This window comes from Streptomyces sp. IMTB 2501 (assembly GCF_001953885.1).
GTDB lineage: Bacteria > Actinomycetota > Actinomycetes > Streptomycetales > Streptomycetaceae > Streptomyces.
In genome coordinates this window covers 207727-226365 of the sequence record NZ_MQUS01000007.1, presented here as the reverse complement: position 1 = coordinate 226365, position 18639 = coordinate 207727, and the positions used below count along the sequence as shown (strand labels likewise).

Sequence of the window (18639 nt, the reverse complement as noted above, 5' to 3'; positions counted from 1 at the left end):
CAATGTGCTCTCCGTGCCTGCGGCCGTCAAGAGTCAAAGCAAAGAATCTCCTTGTTTCCCAAGGGAGTTCACTCCGTGAAGCCGGCCGAGTACTAGATCGCGCTGCCCGCCTTCCAGTCGGTCCACGAGAGGTTCCATCCGTTCAGCCCGTTGGCCGGGTCGACGGTCTTCTCGCCCGAGTTCTTCACGATCACCACGTCGCCGAGCATCGAGCTGTCGTAGAAACTGGAGCCGGCCACCGGACTGCCGCTCGCGCCCTTGGTGTCGTGCAGGCCGGCACAGCCGTGGCTGGTGTTCTCGTGCCCGAACACCGCGGTGGATGCCCAGTAGTTGCCGTGCACGAAGGTGTCGGAGGTGGTCAGTCGCTGAGCGTGGGGCACGTCCGGGATGTCGTACTCGTCACCCAGGCCGACCGTGGTGGACTCCATCCGGGTCTGCTCGAACCGCTCGCTGATCACCATGATCCCGGACCAGGTGGCGTGGGAGGAGTCGCCGCCGGTGACGGGGTAGGTGGCGACGGTCTTGCCGGAGCGCCGTACCGTCATTGTCTTCGTCGCGAGGTCGACCGTGCCAGTCTGCTCGCGGCCGATGTGCAAACTGACATCCTTGCGCTGAACACCGAATACGCCGTCCGCGCCCTCGACGTCCTTCAGCCGCGGACTGAGGGTGATCTTCGTGCCGGGCGCCCAGTACGTCTGCGGCCGGAAGTCCAGCCGGGTGTCGCCGAACCAGTGCCCGACCACCTCCACGGCCGCTCCGCCGTCACCGTGATCGCCTTCTGCGCCGCGGCCCGGTCGGTGACGGCGTGGGTGAGGTTGATCGACACCGGCATGCCGACGCCGGAGGTCGAGTCGGCCTCCGGAGTGTAATGGCCGACGAAGGTGGCGCCGGGCGCCTTGGTGGTGAAGGACGTGACGTGTGCGGCGACCGCCCCCCGCGCCTTGGCGGTGACCGTGTACTTCGTACCGGAATACGGGTTGCGGGAGGAAGTCCACTTCGTGCGGGCCGCGTTGAAGGTGCCCGCGAGCGTCGTGCCGTCGTTCCCCGTCACCTGCACCGACGCGAGCGTGCCGGAGCTGACGGTGACCTCGACCGGGCTGGTGAAGCCGGCCTTCCGCGTGCCGTCCGCGGGCGTGACGGTGATGGTCACCGGCTTCCCGGTGGCCGTGGACGCCGTCGCCCCCTTGCCGTCGGCGGTGGTGGAGGCGCCCGCCGTGGAACTGCACCCTGCCAGGGCCGCGGCGGCGGGTGCCGCGCCGAGAGCGGCGAGCAGGCCGCGCCGGGACCATCCGCGCGGCTGCCGTCCGGACCGGTTCGACATGTGCGCCACTCCCACGACACGCCTTTCTGAGTCATCCGTCGCTGTTCGGGCATCCTGCGCCAGTTGTCTGGGCCGGTCCTTTGAATCCGGCGGGCGCTTCCTGAGATTCCCGTGGGGACGTACACCGGACTCCTGCGAGGACGTCCGGGCGGCGTCGTCCGGCGGAGACCGCTGCCGCACCATGGACGCGATCACCGTTCGCGACGGTCTCGTCCGGGAGGCGCGGGTCTACTTCGGCGGCGAGGTGTGCACCGGGCGCCAGCCCAGGGCCCGGGAGATGCCCCGGGCCGCCAGCCGTATCGCCGGGGTCAGCGCCGGTACCTGGGCGGTCTCCTGGGGCACCACCACCGACACCGCCGCGACCACGTCTCCGTCCGGTCCGCGCACCGGTGCCGCCACCGACAGGGCGTCCAGCGTCACCTGACGTTCACTCACCGCGACGCCCGAGCGGCGTACTTCGGCGAGCGCCCGCCGCAGCCGCGCCGGGTCGCTGATCGTGTACGGGGTGAAGGCAGGCAGCGGTCCGGCGCAGTACTCCTCCTGCGCGACCGGGGTGTCGTGGGCGAGCAGGGCGAGGCCGACGCCGGTGGCGTGCAGCGGCCAGCGCCCGCCGACCCGGATATGCACACCCACCGCCGAACGGCCCGACAGCCACTCGATGTAGACGACCTCCGCCCCGTCACGCACCGCCAACTGCACGTTCTCGTGCGTAGCTTCGTACAGGTCCTCCAGATACGGCAGCGCCAGCTGCCTCAGGCCCAGGCCGCGCGGGGCGAGCGCGGCGACCTCCCACAGCCGCAGCCCCACGTGGTACACCCCGGACGCGTCGCGTTCCAGCGCGCCCCACGCGGTCAGGGCGGCCGCCAGCCGGTGCGCGGTGGTCAGGCTGAGCCCGGCCCGGCGGCTGATGTCCGTCAGCGACAGGGCCGGGTGCTCGTGGTCGAACGCGGCGAGCACGGCCAGCAGCCGGTCGGCCGCGGACCGCTCGCTCACACGCACCTCGCCCTGTCGCCGTACGTCCCGGCCCGGATCGTAGCCGACCACCGCCGAGGACGAAGGGGGCGCTTCACCGGCCTCCGGACACCGGCCCCGAGACAGCCCCTGCCGTGCCAGGTGACCGGGAGGTACCGCTCCATGCTCTGGAATGTCAGCCGGTGCGGGTTCTCGACGCACCCTGCGGGTCGAGGCCGGCCGGGGACACGGACGGGTCGGCCCAGGTGGGCAGCTGCTGCTCGGCATGGTGTTTCGAGTGCCCTGGGGCCTGTCCGGCGGATCAGGTCGCAGGACATCGCCGGCGCCTCATCGGCGCTGGTGAGCGGGGGGTGCGTGCGGGCCCCGTGTCTGCGACACGATCCGCCGGACGGGCCCCGGGGGAGGGCGTCAGCGGGTCATGAAGGAGGAGACGGGCAGGGCCCGGGCGACGATCCGGACGTCACCGAGCCGGCCGTGCAGGACCTGGTCGATCTTGTCCGCGTACTCGTAGCCGCCCAGCAGCCAGGGCCGCCCGGACGAGGCGATGCCGATCGCGGCGGCGTGTGGGTTGCGGGCCACGGGGCAGCCCTGGACGTACATCGTCGTGTGCCGTCCGTCGTTGACCACGGCCAGGTGCCACCAGGTCTCGCGGGCGGTCTCGTCGCCCCAGTTGGTGGCGAGCTGCCGCTGGTTGAGCGGGTGGACCGCCCACTGCGGGCCCGGGCCGTCGGAGAGGGACAGGGTGGCGAGCGGCTCGTCCGGGTCGTCGGTGACCGTGCCGACGGAGCCGTTGCGGCCGGTGCGGCCGATCAGGCCGGACCAGGCGTTGTGCGTGGCGTCCCAGTCAGCGGGCAGCCAGTAGAACACCTCGATGGTGTAACCACCCTTGAAGGACGCCGAGTTGAGCGGCGCACCATCGACCGTCTTCAGGTACGCGCCCTTCAGCGGGGACTTGTGGCCTTGAAACTCCAGGCTGCCGTGGCCCGGTTGGTCGGGGTGGTGGTCCGCCGACCAGCCGAGTTCACCGCCGCCCACCGAGACCATGGTGAGGTCGTTGCCGTGGCCGGACAGGTCGCGGACCGTGCCGGATACGGGCGCCTCGAAGCGCCAGTAGGCGACCGTGCCCGGGATCAGCATCCGCGTCGCCGGCCGCGCCGGGCGAGCCGGCACCGGGTCGAAGCCGGAGAAGCGGGCGGCGAAGTCGATGCCGACCGAGAAGCGGTCGGCGTCCCCGCTCAGCTCGATCTCCTGCCGCTCCAGCTCGTTGAGCCCCTTCCCCGCCCGGCCGAGGATCCACGGCGAGACCGTCTCCACGTCGATGACGTCCCGGTCCAGGTCGAAGTGGTAGAGGCGGATCATGGCCGCACCGCCGAAGTAGCGGTTCTGGTAGTTCGTCAGATGCAGATGGACGTCGTGGCCCGCCGCGTTCTTGCGGACCGCCCGGCCGGCGGGCCAGAAGTGGCCGTTGAGGGTGAGGAAGATCTGGTCGTGGTCGGCGATCAGCCGGTCCCACAGCTGCTGCCCGTAGTCCGACAACGCGTCGTCCCCGGCGACCAGTTCGTGCGTGGTGAGGACGACCGGCGTCTTCGGGTGCCGGGCCAGGACGTCCTTCGCCCAGGCGTACCCCTGCGCCGACAGCCGCCAGTCCAGCGCGAGCACCATCCACTCCCGGCCGGCGGCCCTGAACAGGTGGCACGTGTTGTAGCCGTCGGCGGAGGCGCCGCCGAACGTCGGCTTGTCCCGGAAGCGCTGCGGCCCGAAGGTGTCCAGGTACGGCGTCGAGCCGCGCTGGTCGTCCGTCGACGACTTGATGTCGTGATTGCCGGCCAGCACGCTGTAGCCCACACCGCGCCGGTCGAGGATCCCGAACGCCTCGCCGATCGCCGCGCATTCCTCCTCGGCGCCGTTCTGGGTGAGGTCGCCCAGGTGGCTCAGAAAGACGATGTTGTCGTCCTCGCCGTGCTCCAGGAGATAGCGCAACGACGCCTCCAGCGGCGCCGGGTAGATGCTCGGGCCGTCGAACAGGTACTGGGTGTCGGGCATCACCGCGAGCGTGAACCGTCGGCTGTCCGCGTCCGGCCGCCGGCCGCTCCGCCCGGTGCCCTCCCCGACGGCCGCCTCCGCGACCGACGGCAGCGCGACACCGGCTGTGGCGGCGGCGCCCAGCAGCGCGGTGGCCCTGAGGAAACCGCGTCTTCCGGCACCGGCCTGCGCGGCCTCGGCCTGGGGGTGCTCATGCGACGTACACACGTGTGCTCCGTGAAGGTGAGGTGAGGGGAAAGACGGACGCTGAGGAGGGCTTACGGGGCTACGGGGTCACAGAACGCGCAGGGTCCGGCTCCGGCGGTGGACATCCGGCGCCCTGCGGTATTCGGGGAAGGCATCGGGGTCGTACGACTGCGCGCCCGGCGCTCCCTGTGTCGCTTCGGCGCGACGACGAAGGACCGGGACCTGCTGCCGGGGCCCGTCGGGCTCGACCACGGGCCGGGCCGGGACGTCCCTCCGCAGCCGGATCCGCGGCGCGCACACCTCCGTACCGCGCGGTGTCCACGGCTCGTCCCAGGCCGTCACCAGCCGCAGGGTCAGCCACATGGCACCGCCGTCCGCCGGCAGCGCGAACGGCAGGGGTGCGGCCGCCGTCTCGCCCGGCCGCAGATCGGGCAGCACGGCCGTAGCGGTCAGGGTACGGCCGTGGGCCGGGGCCAGCTCCCAGGCCGCCGTCAGCCAGGCGAGGCCCCGGGCGGGCTGCCGGTTGGTGACGACGATGCCCTCGTGCCGGTGGCACCGGATCCGGACCACGTCCTCACCGCCGCATGCCCAGCGGCAGCCGGCCGCGCTGACACCGTTGTCGTACAGCCCGGCACTCGCTCGCCCGGCCGGTCTCCCGTCGCTCACGCGCTGCAGCATCGCGCCACCCCAGAACTCCCGGATGAAGCCGCCCTGAAGGCCCGGGGTGGACTCGATGTCCGCCCAGTGGTCCGGCGAGCGTGGGGACGGCGGCCGGCCGCTCCGGCACCATGAAGACCAACGAAGATCAACGGCGGTCGAAGAACCCCGCGAAAGCCGGTGCCGAGGTGGTCGCGGTGGGAGTTCCGGGAAGGGTGCAGACGTGAAGCTGACGATTCTGGGCGGCGGCGGATTCCGGGTGCCGCTCGTGTACGGTGCGCTGCTGGCCGACCATGCCGAAGGGCGGGTCACGGAGGTCGTCCTCCATGACCTGGACGACCGTCGGCTGTATGCGGTAGGCCGTGTACTGGGCGAACAGGCCGCCGGCATCCCCGACGCGCCCCGGGTGACCGCCACCACCGACCTCGACGAGGCCCTCGCCGGCGCCGACTTCGTCTTCTCCGCGATCCGCGTCGGCGGCCTGGAAGGCCGGGCGGACGACGAACGGGTGGCGCTCGCCGAGGGCGTGCTCGGCCAGGAGACCGTCGGCGCGGGTGGCATCGCCTACGGTCTGCGTACCGTCCCCGTCGCCGTCGACATCGCCCGGCGCGTCGCCCGCCTCGCCCCCGACGCCTGGGTCATCAACTTCACCAACCCGGCCGGCCTGGTCACCGAGGCGATGTCCCGGCACCTCGGCGACCGCGTCATCGGCATCTGCGACTCGCCCGTCGGCCTCGGCCGCCGTCTCGCCCGTGTCCTCGGCGCCGACCCGAAGCAGGCCTTCGTCGACTACGTCGGTCTCAACCACCTCGGCTGGGTGCGCGGCCTGCGGGTCGCCGGACGCGACGAACTCCCGCGCCTGCTGGCCGACCCCGCCCTGCTGGGCTCCTTCGAGGAGGGAAGGCTGTTCGGCGTCGACTGGCTGCAGTCGCTCGGCGCGATCCCCAACGAGTACCTGCACTACTACTACTTCAACCGGGAAGCCGTCCACACCTACCAGGAGGCCGAACAGACCCGGGGTGTCTTCCTGCGCGACCAGCAGGCCCGGTTCTACGCCGAGGCGCTGCGCACGGACCGGTCCGCACTCCGGGCGTGGGACCGCACCCGCGCCGAACGCGAGGCCACCTACATGGCCGAGAACCGGGAGAGCGCCGGCGCGGGCGAGCGCGAAGCCGACGATCTGTCCGGCGGCTACGAGAAGGTCGCGCTCGCGCTGATGCGGGCCATCGCCCGCGACGAGCGGACCACGCTGATCCTCAACGTGCGCAACGGCAACACGCTGTCCGCGCTCGACGGCGACGCGGTGATCGAGGTCCCCTGCCTGGTCGACGCGGGCGGCGCGCACCCGCTGGCCGTCGCCCCCTTGCCCGGTCATGCCACCGGGCTGGTCTGCTCGGTCAAGGCCGTCGAGCGGGAGGTGCTCGCCGCCGCCGAGTCCGGCTCCCGGCACACGGCCGTGAAGGCCTTCGCCCTGCACCCGTTGGTCGACTCGGTCACTGTGGCCCGCAGGCTGGTCGAGGGCTACACCCAGGTCCATCCTGGCCTGGCGTACCTTGAGTGAGCAGTATCAGCAAGCGCTTTCCGCCCCTTTGCTCGCCTCTCCCTCCTGGAGACCGCCATGCACGACGAACGCCGCCGGATCGAGGAGCGTGTCGCACGCCTCCACACCCAGCGCATCAAGCCCGCGACCTACGCGTCCGGCGTCCCCATGGAGGTGGCGGCCTGGCAGGCCCCTGGGGAACCGGTGTCTTTCGAGGAGGCCGCGGCCGCCCCGTACGCACCGTTCGCCATGGACACCCTGTGGGGCCCGCCCTGGGGGACGACCTGGTTCCGGATGTCCGGCAGGGTGCCCGCCGAGTGGGCGGGCAGGCGGGTGGAGGCGGTCATCGACCTCGGCTTCGCCGGCGACTGGCCCGGCAACCAGGCCGAGGCTCTCGTCCACCGCACCGACGGCACCCCGCTGAAGGCGGTCAATCCGCTCAACCAGTACGTGCCGGTCGCCCACCCGGCGGTGGGCGGTGAAGAGGTCGAGTATCTGGTGGAGGCGGCCTCCAACCCGGACGTCCTCGCGAACGGCTTCGCCGGACCGACCCCGCTCGGTGATGTACGGACGGCGGGCGACCGTCGTCTGTACACGTTCCGCAGGGCTGATCTCGCCGTCCTCGACGAGCAGGTCTGGCACCTCGACCTCGACCTCCAGGTGCTGCGCGAACTCATGGCGGAACTCGGCGAGCACGAGCCGCGCCGGCACGAGATCGCGCACGCCCTCGACCGGGCCATGGACCTGCTCGACCTGGACGACATCTCCGCCTCGGCCCCCGCTGTGCGCGACGCCCTGCGCCCGGTACTCGCCAAGCCCGCCCACGCCAGCGCACACCTCGTCTCCGGCGTCGGCCACGCGCACATCGACACGGCCTGGCTCTGGCCGATCCGCGAGACCAAGCGCAAGACGTCCCGGACCTTCTCCAACGTCACCGCGCTCGCGGACGAGTACGAGGAGTTCGTCTTCGCCTGCTCCCAGGCCCAGCAGTACGAGTGGGTGCGCGACAACCACCCCCACGTCTGGGAGCGGATCAAGAAGTCGGTGGTGAAGGGCCAGTGGGCGCCGGTCGGCGGCATGTGGGTGGAGGCCGACGGCAATCTGCCCGGCGGCGAGGCCCTCGCCCGCCAACTGGTGCACGGCAAACGGTTCTTCATGGAGCACTTCGGAATCGAGACCCGGGGTGTCTGGCTGCCGGACTCCTTCGGCTACACCGCGGCCTACCCACAGCTGGCGAAGCTCGCCGGCAACGAGTGGTTCCTCACCCAGAAGATCTCCTGGAACCAGACCAACGCCTTCCCCCACCACACCTTCTGGTGGGAGGGCATCGACGGCACCCGCATCTTCACCCACTTCCCGCCCATCGACACCTACAACGCCCGCTTCAGCGGCGAGGAGATGGCCGGCGCGGTCCGCAACTACGCCGAGAAGGGCGGCGCCACCCGCTCCCTCGCCCCCTTCGGCTGGGGCGACGGCGGAGGCGGCCCCACCCGCGAGATCATGGAACGCGCCCGCCGGCTGCGGAACCTGGAGGGCTCGGCGAAGGTCGAGATCGAACACCCCGACGCGTTCTTCGCCAAGGCCCGCGCCGAGTACCCGGACGCCCCGGTCTGGGCCGGCGAGCTGTACCTGGAGCTGCACCGCGCCACCTACACCACCCAGGCCCGCACCAAGCAGGGCAACCGGCGTTCCGAACACCTGCTGCGCGAGGCCGAGTTGTGGGCCACCACGGCCGCCCTCCACGCGCCGGGCTACAGCTACCCGTACGAGAGGCTGGACCGGCTGTGGAAGACGGTCCTGCTGCACCAGTTCCACGACATCCTTCCCGGCTCCTCCATCGCCTGGGTGCACCGCGAGGCCGAGGCCGAATACGCACGCGTGGCAGGGGAGTTGCGTGACCTCACCGGCGAGGCGATCGCCGCGCTGGGCAGCGGCGGGCCCCGGGTGTTCAACACCAGCCCCCGGGACCGCGCCGAGGTGGTCCGCACCCCTGAGGGCGCACCGGTGTACGTGCAGGTGCCCGCGAACGGCTCCGCGCCCCTCACACCCGCCGCAGCCCCGCACCCGGTCACGGTCAGCGGACGCACCCTGGAGAACGGAATCGTCCGTGTGCAGGTGGCGGACGACGGAACACTGTCGTCTGTATACGATCTGCGATCCGATCGCGAAGTCCTCGCCGGCCAGGGCAATCTGCTTCGCCTCCACACGGACCTGCCCAACTGCTGGGACGCCTGGGACATCGACAAGCACTACCGGAACCGCTACACCGACCTGCTGGAACCCGGCTCGGTCACCGTGGCCGAGGAGCACCCGCTCGTCGGCGCGATCCAGGTGATCCGCTCCTTCGGCAAGGGCTCCCGGATCACCCAGACGATCACCGTCCGCGCCGGCAGCGCGCGGATCGACGTCGAGACGGACATCGACTGGCACGAGACGGAGAAGATCCTCAAGGCGGGATTCCCCGTCGACCTGCGCGCCCCGCACTCCAGTGCCGAGATCCAGTTCGGCCACGTCCAGCGGCCCACCCACACCAACACCACCTGGGAGGCGGCCCGTTTCGAGGTCTCCGGCCACCGCTGGGTGCACATCGCCGAACCCGGCTACGGAGTCGCCGTCATCAACGACTCCACCTACGGCCACGACATCACCCGCACCGTCCGCGACGACGGGGGTACGACCACCACGGTCCGCCTCAGCCTGGTCCGCGCCCCTCGCGTCCCCGACCCCGAGGCCGACCAGGGCCGGCACCGCTTCACCTACGCCCTGCTGCCCGGCGCGAGCATCGACGACGCGGTCGCCGAGGGCTATGCCCTCAACCTCCCGCTCCGCGTGGCCGATTCGGCGGGCGAGCCCGAGCCGGTCGTCTCCGTCGAGGGGGAGGGCGTGACCGTGGAGGCCGTCAAGCTGGCCGACGACGGTTCCGAGGACGTGGTGGTACGGCTCTACGAGTCCCGGGGCGGCCGGGCCCATGGCGTGCTGCGCACCGGCTTCCCTTCGACCGGCGCCCAGGTCACCGACCTGCTGGAGCGGCCGCTGGGCGAGGTGCGGGCGGACGCGAGCGGCGGCGTCCCGCTCACGCTGCGGCCCTTCCAGATCCTGACCCTGCGCCTGCGGCGGGCCTAGGCGACAAGGCCACCTGGAGTTCGCCCGCCATTCCTGGGATGCCGAGGGCGCACCGCGAGAGGGGTGTCACCGCGCGAGACCCACGAACACCGTCCCGCCCGCTCCCCGCCTGGTGGAATCGCCCCGTGGCCCGGCGAGACACGCCGGGTCGGCCGGTCGCCCCCCGTGACCGCGACCGACCGACCCGTTCCCCCGTGGCATCCCCCGTGGATTCCCCCGTTCGGTCCCCCGTTGGCCCCCCGTGGGTTCTCCGGTGCCGTTATGGAGAGCACCGGAGCCGCGCTCTGATACACCCCGGATCCACCCCGACGAAAAAAATCTCTCCCGGAACGCGCACGGTGAGGATCGCCGCTCTGCCCAGGGGCGCGGGGAACTGCGCGAGCAACCACAGACGGACCAGCGCCCGCCGCACGACCTGGTGCCCCGACAGGCGGCGTTCGCCCCGTCGCGGCGCTCGGCACGCCCTCTCGCCGAACCGGCGAAAGCCCACGTACGCCCAGCCCATGGGGTACGGCCTCCGGCCGGCACACCGAGAGCACGCACCGGACGCCGTTCTTTGACGGGCAGACGTTGCCTGCCGGGCACTAGAGCGGCAGGACCTCCACCGCCGAAGCCGCCTGCACAGGCGCCGTCGGAACGCTGATCTCCGCCTCCCGCTGCCGGGGAACCCCCGCGGGCACGGGCAACAGGGACCGCGGCCCCGACACCACCGTGTAGTCCTGCCCCAGGAACGGCGGCTCGATCACCCCCGGATCCTCACCCAGCGCCAACTGCACGGCCGCCCACGGCACGTTCACCCCGCACAGTGACAGCTGGTGCAAGCCCCCGGAGGGCCTCGTGTTGACGTCGAGCAGCACCGGCCGGTCCCCGAGCATCCGGAACTGGATGTTGGACAGGTGATGCAGCCCGAAGCCCTCCGCGATCAGCCGGGCCGGCTCCAGCCACCGCTCGTCCAGGGTGAAGCCGCGCCGCCGGCCGTTCTTGGTGCGGCCCACCGCGAGCCGCACATGGTTGTCCGGGCCGGTCAGGCAGTCGACCGACACCTCGGGCTGCTCCAGGCGCGGCATCACCAGCCAGTCCACCGGCTCCCCGGCTCGCCGCAGCGCCTCGACGACCAGATCCAGCTGGACGTACGGGCTCGGGAACCCGTCGAGGCCGGCCAGCGAGAACGGGGAACGGGTGATCACCCGGAAGCCGACCCCGCCGGCACCGGCGGCCGGCTTGAAGCACGCCTTGTGCCCAGCCGCCTCCAACTCCTCAACAGCGGCGAGGAGTTCGTCCGTCGTGCGCACCCGCCACCACGGCGGCACCGGGACACCGACCGAGCGGACCGCCTCGTACGCGGTCGCCTTGTCCTCGAACACGGCCACCGCCTCGGCGGTCGGAGCCAGCAGCGCCGTACCGGCCGCCGCGAACTCCGCGCGGTGCGCCACGAGCGACGCCTGGTGCAGCCGGGGCACGAACACGTCGATGCCGCGCCGGGCGCACTGGTCCAGGGCGTACTCGACGTACGCGGCCGGGGACAGATCCTCCGGCTCCAGATCGGCGGTGTCGGCGGCGGCCAGCACGGGGGAGTCGGGGTCCCCGTGCGTGGCATGGATCTCCACGGCGCGATCGCTGGGATTTCTGCGCAGCTGATCCATGAAGAACACGTTCTCCGCGTACGTGCGGTTGAGCCAGACGCGTACGCGAGAGAGCATGCAGGCCGCCTTTCACGGTTTTCGGGCAGGGCTCGGCGGCCCGTGCCCGGGCAGGAGGAAGGAAGGGACACCAAACAACCCCTGCGAAAGGGAGGTTGGGGTGTCGGTGTCGGGGCGATCATACGGCTTTCAAGAGCCCGCGCGTGCAACGCGGATGTTACGGATTCCGGGCGGCTGTCCAGACGGCTCCTGAAGCCTTCGGACGGCTGTGCCCGGCCGGAACGTGACGCGCCGCCAGTCGCCACTTGTCGGGTGTCCGGGAATGTGTTCTTGTGGTCCCGGCGGAGGATCATCGGAAGGGGCGCGGGGTGGAGTCTGGGGCCGGGGCCGGGCAGCTGCTGGCCATCAGCGACCTGCACATCAGCTATCCGGAGAACCGTGCCCTGGTCGAGGAGATGCGGCCCACGAGCGACGAGGACTGGCTGCTCGTGGCCGGTGACATCGCCGAGACGGTCGCCGACATCCGCTGGGCCCTCGAAAAGCTCGCGGCCCGATTCCGCAAGGTCGTGTGGGCCCCGGGCAACCACGAGCTGTGGACCCATCCGAAGGATCCCGTCACCCTGCGTGGCGTCGCCCGCTACGACCACCTGGTCGAGCTCTGCCGCGAGCTGGGCGTCGTCACCCCCGAGGACCCCTACCCGGTGTGGCAGGGCCCGGGCGGCCCGGTCGCCGTCGCCCCGCTGTTCCTGCTGTACGACTACTCGTACCTGCCGCCCGGCTGTGCCACCAAGGCCGAGGGCCTGGCCTACGCGGAGAGCACGGGCATCGTCTGCAACGACGAGTACCTGCTGCACCCCGACCCCTACCCGAGCCGCGACGCCTGGTGCCGGGCACGGGTCGCCGAGACCCAGCGCAGGCTCGCCGAACTGCCCGCGGACCTGCCCGTCGTACCCGTCAACCACTATCCGCTGCACCGGCATCCCACCGAGGTGCTGTGGTACCCCGAGTTCGCCATGTGGTGCGGCACCCTGCTGACCGCCGACTGGCACCGGCGCTTCCCGGTCGCCACGATGGTCTACGGCCATCTGCACATCCCGCGCACCACCTGGCACGACGGAGTCCGCTTCGAAGAGGTCTCCGTAGGCTATCCCCGAGAATGGCGCAAGCGTCCGGACCCGCCGGGCAGGCTGCGCCGCATCCTGCCGATGGAGGTCGAACCCGGTGATCGAGGAGCTGCTCCCGGAGTCGGTCGTGGTCGTGGAGACACACGGTGACGACCCGCTGTGGGACGCGCCGCTCTACCCCGAGGAGGCGGCGATCGTCGAGCGGGCGGTGGACAAGCGCCGCCGTGAGTTCGCCGCCGTGCGTGGCTGCGCCCGGCGCGCCATGGAGAAGCTCGGCGTGCCGGCGCAGCCGGTGGTCACCGGCGAGCGGGGCGCACCGAGCTGGCCGGACGGCCTGATCGGCAGCATGACCCACTGCGACGACTTCTGCGCCGCCGCCCTGGCCCGCGCCGGCGATCCGGTCTCCCTCGGCATCGACGCCGAACCGCACGGCCCTCTCCCGGAAGGAGTCGGTCCCTCCGTCTTCCTGCCCGCCGAGGCCGAGCGGCTCGCCCGGCTCTCCCGTGAGCGGCCGGCCGTGCACTGGGACCGGATCCTGTTCAGCGCCAAGGAGTCCGTCTACAAGGCGTGGTTCCCCCTCACCCGTGCGTGGCTGGACTTCTCCGAGGCCGACATCACCCTCCACCCGAGCCCCGGTGACGAGCCGCACGGCACCCTGCGCGCCGAACTCCTCGTCCCCGGGCCGCGGGTCGGCGACCGCCGGCTCCAGGCCTTCGACGGCCGGTGGATCGTACGCGACGGACTGGTCGCCACCGCCGTGGTCGTCCCGTAGCCCTGACGTCCCGGCCGGGGCGGCTCGCGGCTCCGGCCCGGTCAGGCCGGCGGGCACCAGTCGCGCAGCAGACGGAAGAACTCCGCCTCGTTGCCCGCGAGACCCGCCTGCGCCAGAGCCTGCTCCGCCTCGGCCAGTACGGCGGGTGGCACCATGAAGGGCCGGCCGCCGTCCGGTGGGCCGTCGAAGGCGGCGCGGACGGTGTGCAGGAGCCGCAGATAGGCCTGTACGGCGGTGCGCTCACGGTCGGTCAGTACGGCGGTGGGCATCGGTCGGCTCTCCCCGAGTAGGCGTCACGGTCACGCGCGCTGCGGCGCACCCTCCAGCTTGCCGCCCACCACTGACAACGCCCTTCGGGTCCGCACCGGATCGCCCGCTCAGCGGAGGCGAAACCTCCTGATGAGGGCCTTGGGAGCGGCCGGGACGAAGGCAGATCCGCCGCGCGCGTGCGCGCCCCCCTCGGGTCAGCCCTGTGCCCCCGGATACCCCAGGGACGCCTCGATCCGGCCGGCCACGTCGTCGCGGAGCACCGGGCCCCGCAGGGCCGAACCGGCCAGCCAGGTGCGGCACTTGCTGGCCAGCAGCAGGCCGAACGTCTCGGCCGCGCGCTCCTCGGCGAGGTCGAAGCGGGTCCGGGCCGCGACCCGCTGCACCGTGGCCTGCAGCGCGTCCTGGTCGGTGTCGTCGTGCAACAGCCGCGTGGCGACCCCGATGCCGTCGACATGGTGTCCGCGGTGGTCGGCCTGCATGTGCCACAGCTCGTGACCGAGGATCACCAACTGATGGTCGGGCGCGGTGCGTTCCTCCACCACGACGAGGTCGCGGTCGCTCAGGTCCAGCCACAGCCCGCTCGCCGTACCCGGTGGGAAGGCGGCCGCGCGGAAGTGCACCGGGCGGCCGCGGCGGCGGCCCATCGTGTCGCACAGCGCGCGGTACAGCTCCCGCGGTGGTGCCGGTGCGGACAGCCTCAGCCCGCCCACCAGCTCGTTGCACAGCCGGCGCATGTCCCTGCCGATGCCCACAGTCCTCCCCCGGCTCACGACTCGGGCCGCTTGACGCTCTCCAGGAGCATGTCGAGCCATTCGGCGACCTTGTCCCGGTGCTGGTCGGTGGGCAACTGCGCGGCCCGCCACGCTATACCGCGCACCCCGTGGTCCTGCAGCAGCCGTTCCAGCGGATCCTGGTCGGCCCCGGCGGCGGCCCGCTCCCGGTCGGCGAGCTTCTGCAGCAGCTCCTGCTCGGTGCGCTGCAGCGCGCCCGCCAGCGCCTCGGGGTCCTCCGCGGTCAGGAACCCGGCGTGCACCCGGAAGAAGCGCTGCAGCGCGTCGCAGTGCTCCATGGTGGGCCGCCGGTCGCCGTTGATGAGCGCGCCGGCCTGCTGCCGGGACATCCCCGCGCCGTCGGCGATCTCCTGCTGGGTGTACTTGCGGCCGTTGGGTTTCAGCCGGGTACGCCGCAGCAGACCCAGGCGCTGCAGAAAGCGCGCCTGGACGTCCGGTTCGCCCGCCGGCCGGCCGGCGAGCAGGGCCTTTGCCACCGCCTCCGGGACACCACAGGCCACGGAGAGCCGCCCCACGTCGAAGACCTCGGCCTGCGCCACGCCGAGCCGGTCGGCGAGCGCGGCGACGCGGGCGACGACGGCCGGCAGCTGGGCGGTCGCCGTGGCGCCCGGATCCTCGTAGCCATCCGTCACCGACAGAACTCCTACGTCTCTCAAGGGCTTCAGATGCGTCCGTGCTTCACATTCTCACGGGCGATCGCCGTGAACTTCCCGGAGAGTAGCGGGTGCCTCGAACTCACATCCAGGTGTCGCCACAACTGTGGCGAATTTCAGCCGTCAACGGGCATGAAATGCCACGATAGTTGACACGGACTCGTCGTGAGCCGCAGGATCGCAGGGCCGCGTGAAGGCCGCAGAGGCAAGAGGGGTGACCTCCCGATGGCACATCAGGCAGGAGGGCAGCGGCCGGCACCGCGGCCCGTCCCCGAGACCTGCGAGAGCCAGGCGTACCTCCAGGACTACGCCGTCCTGCTGGACGCCCTCGCCTGTCCGTCGCTGGTCGTCGACCACCGCTGGGACGTGGTCATGGCCAACGGCGCGTTCGAGACACTTTTCCGCGGGGTGCGCCCGCAGGCGACGGCCATGCCCGGGGACAACTTCCTGCGGTTCGTCCTGTTCCACCCGGACGCGGGCGACGTCCTCGGCGAGTACGAGCAGGGCTGGTGCCTGCCGATGCTCGCCCACCTCAGGTCCGCCCTGGAGACGTACGGTCACGACCACGAACTCCAGGCGATCCGCCGCGACATCGCCCAGGACCCGCTCATGGAGGCCGCCTACCGGCAGGGCCTGCCGCACTGGATCCGGGCCGTCGGCGAGAGGGCGACCCGGCTCGACGGCGCCGTCCGGCTGCTGTTCCACCCCGACCCGCGCCGTGGTCCCACCGAGTGCCGCATCGTCGAGGAGACGCCCGAGATCCTGCTGGAACTGGGCTACCGGCGCCTGTCGCTGGTCCTGCGCGAGAACCGCCGCCCCGCCGCGCCCGTAGGCCGCCGGCGCCGGCCTCGGGTGCCGCGGGGCACATCGGGGCACCTCACGGTCGTCCGGGCCCCCCAGGACTGACCCGGCACCGCCGGCGTTCAGGTCGCCGGCGGCGCCGGGTCGGAGAAGCACCCCGCTCACTCCGAAGCCACAGGCTCACGCGCGCACCGCTTGCGTAAGTTACTTGCATAATTTGCGCTACGCTTGCGTGCATGACGCGACGACTTGCGGAAGTGGCGAAGAAGGTCGGGGTCAGCGAGGCCACGGTCAGCCGGGTCCTCAACGGCAAGCCCGGGGTCTCCGACGCCACCCGGCAGGCGGTGCTGACGGCCCTCGACGTCCTTGGCTACGAGCGCCCCACCCAGCTGCGCGGGGAACGCGCCCGGCTCGTCGGCCTGGTCCTGCCGGAGCTGCAGAACCCCATCTTCCCGGCGTTCGCCGAGGTCATCGGCGGCGCGCTCGCCCAGCTCGGGCTCACCCCGGTGCTGTGCACACAGACCAGGGGCGGCGTCTCGGAGGCGGACTACGTCGAGCTGCTGCTGCAACAGCAGGTCTCCGGCGTGGTGTTCGCCGGCGGCCTGTACGCGCAGGCGGACGCCCCGCACGAGCACTACCGGCTGCTCGCCGAGCGCAACATCCCCGTCGTGCTGGTCAACGCGGCCATCGAGGACCTCGGCTTCCCGGGTGTGTCCTGCGACGACGCCGTCGCCGTCGAGCAGGCGTGGCGGCATCTGGCCTCCCTCGGCCATGAGCGCATCGGGCTCGTCCTCGGCCCCGGCGACCATGTGCCCTCGGCGCGCAAGCTGGCCGCCGCGCAGGCGATCGCCGGCGACCTGCCGGAGGAGTTCGTCGCCCGGGCGATCTTCTCCATCGAGGGCGGTCACGCGGCCGCGTCCCGGCTGATCGACCGGGGTGTCACCGGCATCATCTGCGCCAGCGACCCCCTGGCGCTCGGCGCGATCAGGGCCGCGCGCCGCAAGGGATACGACGTCCCGGGCCGGATCTCCGTCGTCGGCTACGACGACTCGGCGTTCATGAACTGCACCGAACCCCCGCTGACCACCGTCCGCCAGCCCATCGAGGCCATGGGCCGCGCGGCCGTCGAGCTGCTGAACGCGCAGATCGGCGGCACCGCCGTACCCACCGAGGAGCTTCTCTTCGAGCCCGAGCTGGTGGTGCGCGGATCCACCGCGCAAGCCCCGCGCGACGGAGGGCGAGAGGGGCAGCGCGGCTGAGAGCGGGAAGATCCGGCTGTCTGTCGAACAATTGCAGATTCTGCGCGACATCTTGCGTCCTGATGTCGGTGGTGCTTGAGTGTGCGGCGCCCACCGCTCCTGCCATGAGTGCCATCAGGGGGTCCACCGATGAGAAGCACCGGGTTCCGCCGTACCTTCGCCGCGATCGGCGTCTGTTCCTCGCTCGCTCTGGCCGCCACCGCGTGCGGCTCGGGCGGCGACGGCCCGGCGAGCGGCAAGACGCGCATCACCGTCAACTGCGAGCCGCCCAGGAGCGCCAAGGTCGACCGCACGTTCTTCGAGGAGGACACCGCCTCCTTCGCGAAGCAGAACCCGGACATCGACGTCGTCGCGCACGACGCCTTCCCCTGTCAGGACCCGAAGACCTTCGACGCCAAGCTCGCCGGAGGTCAGATGGAAGACGTCTTCTACACGTACTTCACCGACGCCAGGCACGTCGTGGACATCAGCCAGGCGGCCGATCTCACGCCGTACCTGAAGGAGCTGAAGTCCTACGACTCCGTTCAGAAGCAGCTGCGGGACATCTACACCGTGGACGGAAAGGTCTACGGTGTACCGCGTACCGGATACAGCATGGGGCTGATCTACAACCGCAAGCTGTTCCAGAAGGCCGGACTCGACCCCGACAAGCCACCCGGCACCTGGGACGAGGTCCGCGCCGACGCGAAGAAGATCGCCGCCCTCGGCAACGGCACCGTCGGCTACGCCGACTACAGCGCCCAGAACCAGGGCGGCTGGCACTTCACCGCCGAGCTCTACTCCCAGGGCGGCGACGTCGTCGGCGCGGACGGCAAGAAGGCCGCCATCGACACCCCCGAGGGCCACGCCGTCCTGCGGAACCTGCACGACATGCGGTGGACCGACAACTCCATGGGCAGCAAGCAGCTCCTCGTCATCAACGACGCGCAGCAGATGATGGGTTCGGGCAGGCTGGGCATGTATCTCGCCGCTCCTGACAACATCCCGATCCTGGTCAAGGAGAAGGGCGCGAACTACGACGACATCGCCATCGGCCCCATGCCCGGTGGCAGGGCCACCCTCATCGGCGGCGACGGCTACATGTTCAACAAGCACGACACGCCCGCCCAGATCCGGGCCGGCCTGAAGTGGCTCGGCCACATGTTCCTCACCCCCGGATCGGGCTTCCTCGGCGACTACGCACGCGCCAAGAAGAACGACGCCCCCGTGGGCCTGCCCGAGCCGCGCCTGTTCACCGGCGCCGCCGACGCCAAGGACCAGCAGGCCAAGAAGGCCAACGCCAATGTCCCGGTGGAGAACTACCAGGCCTTCCTCGACGGCAACCAGCGGCTGACGATGAAGATCGAGCCGCCGGACGCCCAGCAGATCTACTCGGTCCTCGACAGCGTCGTCTCCGCCGTTCTCACCCAGAAGGACGCCGACCCGGACCAGCTCCTCAAGGACGCGTCCGGCAAGATCGACAGCATCCTGGCGCGGAGCTGACCGCG

General features: G+C 71.4%; 13 protein-coding genes and 2 pseudogenes. 7 read left to right on the top strand and 8 right to left on the bottom strand.

Going from position 1 to position 18639, the window contains the following annotated elements; genetic code table 11:
• Positions 1–92: 92 nt before the first annotated feature.
• The 4 genes and pseudogenes from AV521_RS14910 to AV521_RS14895 form a co-directional block, all read right to left on the bottom strand.
• Positions 93–1336 (bottom strand): annotated as a pseudogene (locus tag AV521_RS14910) (Ig-like domain-containing protein).
• A 213-nt stretch (positions 1337–1549) separates the two neighbouring features.
• Positions 1550–2314 (bottom strand): IclR family transcriptional regulator, encoded by a 765-nt coding sequence (locus AV521_RS14905; protein WP_079249258.1) that lies wholly within the window; start codon positions 2312–2314, stop codon positions 1550–1552.
• A 387-nt stretch (positions 2315–2701) separates the two neighbouring features.
• On the bottom strand, positions 2702–4543 hold the full coding sequence (locus AV521_RS14900) for a LamG-like jellyroll fold domain-containing protein (protein WP_076088406.1): 1842 nt from the start codon (positions 4541–4543) through the stop codon (positions 2702–2704).
• A gap of 219 nt (positions 4544–4762) precedes the next feature.
• Positions 4763–5272: pseudogene (locus AV521_RS14895) on the bottom strand (DUF4981 domain-containing protein); the annotation flags it as partial.
• Positions 5273–5402: 130 nt separating this feature from the next.
• Here AV521_RS14895 and AV521_RS14890 point away from each other — a divergent pair.
• Both AV521_RS14890 and AV521_RS14885 read left to right on the top strand, forming a co-directional pair.
• On the top strand, positions 5403–6740 hold the full coding sequence (locus tag AV521_RS14890; protein ID WP_076088402.1) for a 6-phospho-beta-glucosidase: 1338 nt from the start codon (positions 5403–5405) through the stop codon (positions 6738–6740).
• 57 nt (positions 6741–6797) lie between these two features.
• Entirely contained in the window at positions 6798–9842 is a 3045-nt protein-coding gene (locus AV521_RS14885) for a glycoside hydrolase family 38 C-terminal domain-containing protein (RefSeq protein ID WP_076088400.1), read from the top strand.
• Positions 9843–10426: 584 nt separating this feature from the next.
• Here the strand turns inward: AV521_RS14885 and AV521_RS14875 are convergent.
• Positions 10427–11542 carry an ATP-grasp domain-containing protein gene (locus AV521_RS14875; protein WP_076088396.1) on the bottom strand — a complete coding sequence of 372 codons (1116 nt, stop codon included), beginning with the start codon at positions 11540–11542 and terminating at the stop codon, positions 10427–10429.
• Positions 11543–11850: 308 nt separating this feature from the next.
• Here AV521_RS14875 and AV521_RS14870 point away from each other — a divergent pair, with 308 nt between their 5' ends.
• Together AV521_RS14870 and AV521_RS14865 are read left to right on the top strand one after the other, a co-directional pair.
• Complete coding sequence (locus AV521_RS14870; protein ID WP_076088658.1) at positions 11851–12756, top strand: metallophosphoesterase; 906 nt, start codon at positions 11851–11853, stop codon at positions 12754–12756.
• A complete protein-coding gene (locus tag AV521_RS14865) occupies positions 12704–13378 on the top strand; it encodes a 4'-phosphopantetheinyl transferase (RefSeq protein ID WP_076088394.1) in 675 nt (224 codons plus the stop codon). Before AV521_RS14870 ends, AV521_RS14865 begins: the two co-directional genes overlap by 53 nt.
• A 41-nt stretch (positions 13379–13419) precedes the next feature.
• Here AV521_RS14865 and AV521_RS14860 read toward each other — a convergent pair whose 3' ends face one another.
• The 3 genes from AV521_RS14860 to AV521_RS14850 form a co-directional block, all read right to left on the bottom strand.
• Positions 13420–13647: a hypothetical protein gene (locus AV521_RS14860; RefSeq protein WP_076088392.1), complete on the bottom strand. Its 228-nt coding sequence runs from the start codon at positions 13645–13647 to the stop codon at positions 13420–13422.
• A 195-nt stretch (positions 13648–13842) separates the two neighbouring features.
• Positions 13843–14382 (bottom strand): toxin-antitoxin system, toxin component, encoded by a 540-nt coding sequence (locus AV521_RS14855; RefSeq protein WP_076088656.1) that lies wholly within the window; start codon positions 14380–14382, stop codon positions 13843–13845.
• Between the two features lie 32 nt (positions 14383–14414).
• On the bottom strand, positions 14415–15071 hold the full coding sequence (locus AV521_RS14850; RefSeq protein ID WP_076088390.1) for a helix-turn-helix transcriptional regulator: 657 nt from the start codon (positions 15069–15071) through the stop codon (positions 14415–14417).
• Between the two features lie 246 nt (positions 15072–15317).
• Here AV521_RS14850 and AV521_RS14845 point away from each other — a divergent pair, with 246 nt between their 5' ends.
• The 3 genes from AV521_RS14845 to AV521_RS14835 all read left to right on the top strand — a co-directional run bounded on the left by AV521_RS14845 (position 15318) and on the right by AV521_RS14835 (position 18634).
• Positions 15318–15998 carry a hypothetical protein gene (locus tag AV521_RS14845; protein ID WP_076088388.1) on the top strand — a complete coding sequence of 227 codons (681 nt, stop codon included), beginning with the start codon at positions 15318–15320 and terminating at the stop codon, positions 15996–15998.
• A gap of 131 nt (positions 15999–16129) precedes the next feature.
• Positions 16130–17152 carry a LacI family DNA-binding transcriptional regulator gene (locus AV521_RS14840; RefSeq protein ID WP_179023102.1) on the top strand — a complete coding sequence of 341 codons (1023 nt, stop codon included), beginning with the start codon at positions 16130–16132 and terminating at the stop codon, positions 17150–17152.
• 129 nt (positions 17153–17281) lie between these two features.
• Positions 17282–18634 (top strand): ABC transporter substrate-binding protein, encoded by a 1353-nt coding sequence (locus tag AV521_RS14835; RefSeq protein WP_076088384.1) that lies wholly within the window; start codon positions 17282–17284, stop codon positions 18632–18634.
• Positions 18635–18639: the final 5 nt, after the last annotated feature.

Coding starts and splice junctions, on each gene's coding strand:
- AV521_RS14885 (WP_076088400.1), top strand. CDS start 6,798: ATGCACGACGAACGCCGCCGGATCGAGGAGCGTGTCGCACGCCTCCAC.
- AV521_RS14875 (WP_076088396.1), bottom strand. CDS start 11,542: ATGCTCTCTCGCGTACGCGTCTGGCTCAACCGCACGTACGCGGAGAAC.
- AV521_RS14860 (WP_076088392.1), bottom strand. CDS start 13,647: ATGCCCACCGCCGTACTGACCGACCGTGAGCGCACCGCCGTACAGGCC.
- AV521_RS14855 (WP_076088656.1), bottom strand. CDS start 14,382: ATGCGCCGGCTGTGCAACGAGCTGGTGGGCGGGCTGAGGCTGTCCGCA.
- AV521_RS14845 (WP_076088388.1), top strand. CDS start 15,318: ATGGCACATCAGGCAGGAGGGCAGCGGCCGGCACCGCGGCCCGTCCCC.
- AV521_RS14840 (WP_179023102.1), top strand. CDS start 16,130: ATGACGCGACGACTTGCGGAAGTGGCGAAGAAGGTCGGGGTCAGCGAG.
- AV521_RS14835 (WP_076088384.1), top strand. CDS start 17,282: ATGAGAAGCACCGGGTTCCGCCGTACCTTCGCCGCGATCGGCGTCTGT.